This is a genomic window from uncultured Campylobacter sp. (genome assembly GCF_937997595.1).
Taxonomy (GTDB): domain Bacteria; phylum Campylobacterota; class Campylobacteria; order Campylobacterales; family Campylobacteraceae; genus Campylobacter_B.
The window spans coordinates 1-1,373 of the sequence record NZ_CALKTS010000026.1 but is presented as its reverse complement, the minus strand read 5'-3'; the positions used below and the strand labels follow the sequence as shown (position 1 = coordinate 1,373).

Annotated in this window: 3 protein-coding genes; all 3 read left to right on the top strand. The window is 51.3% G+C overall.

The window, feature by feature from the left end; all coding sequences use genetic code 11:
* The coding region (locus Q0614_RS00850) for a hypothetical protein (protein WP_298785857.1) at nt 1-470 on the top strand (470 nt) is incomplete at its 5' end.
* A gap of 20 nt (nt 471-490) precedes the next feature.
* Nucleotides 491-802, top strand: coding sequence for a hypothetical protein (locus tag Q0614_RS00845; RefSeq protein ID WP_298785856.1), 312 nt, complete (start codon nt 491-493; stop codon nt 800-802).
* Between the two features lie 51 nt (nt 803-853).
* Complete coding sequence (locus Q0614_RS00840) at nt 854-1,144, top strand: hypothetical protein (protein ID WP_298785855.1); 291 nt, start codon at nt 854-856, stop codon at nt 1,142-1,144.
* Nucleotides 1,145-1,373 lie beyond the last annotated feature (229 nt).

Sequence of the window (1,373 nt, the reverse complement as noted above, 5' to 3'; positions counted from 1 at the left end):
CGGGCAGGGACTCGGCGTGGCTTAAGATCGTGCTTCGCTTCGATAAAGACGCCGCGAAAATCACCGATAAAAAGTGCATCAAGCGCTATCTCGCCCGCACGCCGCTTTATGCGAAGCTAAACGGGCTAAAGAATTTTTATATCTCAGTCGAGTCCTTCGAGTCGCGGATCCGCACCGATCTGATCCAAGGCGCCGTAGCGGAGCTGCTGCGAAACCGAAACGAGATTTTGACGCCGCTTAAAATTTGGTATATCGCGGCGGCGTCCGACGTGCCCGTAGTTTTTTATTTCACTAGGCAGGACGCGGCGCGGCGCGAAGGGGGCGAAAAAATAGAGCGGCTGATAAGAAATTTGATAGAGCGTGCGCAAGACGCCAAATACCTGAGCCACATGAAATTTAAGCTCTATTTTGACAGCAAGGAGTTCGTGGATCTGGAGTACGGCGGGAATTTGTTCTACTATTTCAAATAAAATTTAACTAAGGAGCAAAAATGGATGCGAAGCCTTATCTAAACAAAGCTATAATGCAGCTCTCACGAGGGCTTGAGGAGGGCGGCGTGCAGAGCCTAAAAGCGGCACTTGAGGGCGAAGGCGACGAGGTTAGCAAGGCGCAAGCTCGCGTGATCTTAGGCGAATACTACGTGATGAAGGGCGAACCCGCGCAGGCTAAAGAGTATCTAGGGCCCGTGGCGCAAGACGCCGAGCGACTGCGAGATCAATACGACGATCTGCTGGACGATGAAATTTGCAGAGCCGATATGCTTTTGGATATGATCGAGCGCTTCGGGTTTTTGGCGGAGTAAAACGGCTCGCGATATGTGGTGGAAAAGATAAAATTTTAAGATCGGAGCAAAATGTCGAAATACTCATTTGAAACCATAGAGCAAATGTTGCTAAAATGCGTCCTTAAGGGCGGCGAGCCCGAGCTTAGCTTTCGTCTGCGCGGCGCAGAGTATATGATCATCGCCTATGCGGATCGCTGCTCATTTCAAAGATGCGCGGATGAGGCGGGCGCAAATGCAAGCGGCGAGCGGTATTTCGCCACGCTGCGGGAGCTTTACGCCGCGCCGCAGATAGACGGACGTTCGCTAAAAGAGCTCTGGAGCGAGGCGGATGAGTTTTACTGCTTTGATTTCGAGCTGTGAGATTGCAAGATTTTGTGCGGCGACACGGTAAGCGCACGCGGTGCAGTTCATAAGCGCGGCAATACCGATGCGCAGCGTACAAACAAAGGTGCGGATAAATTTGAACGAAATAAAATTTTGAAAGGACGCAAGGCAGGCTTCGCTTGGGATTGCGTCGCTAAAGCACGGCACGAACGGCAAATTTAACGCCGCAAAGTGCCCGAGCCGCTAACGATAAAATTTTAAAACG

Coding starts and splice junctions, on each gene's coding strand:
- Q0614_RS00845 (WP_298785856.1), top strand. CDS start 491: ATGGATGCGAAGCCTTATCTAAACAAAGCTATAATGCAGCTCTCACGA.
- Q0614_RS00840 (WP_298785855.1), top strand. CDS start 854: ATGTCGAAATACTCATTTGAAACCATAGAGCAAATGTTGCTAAAATGC.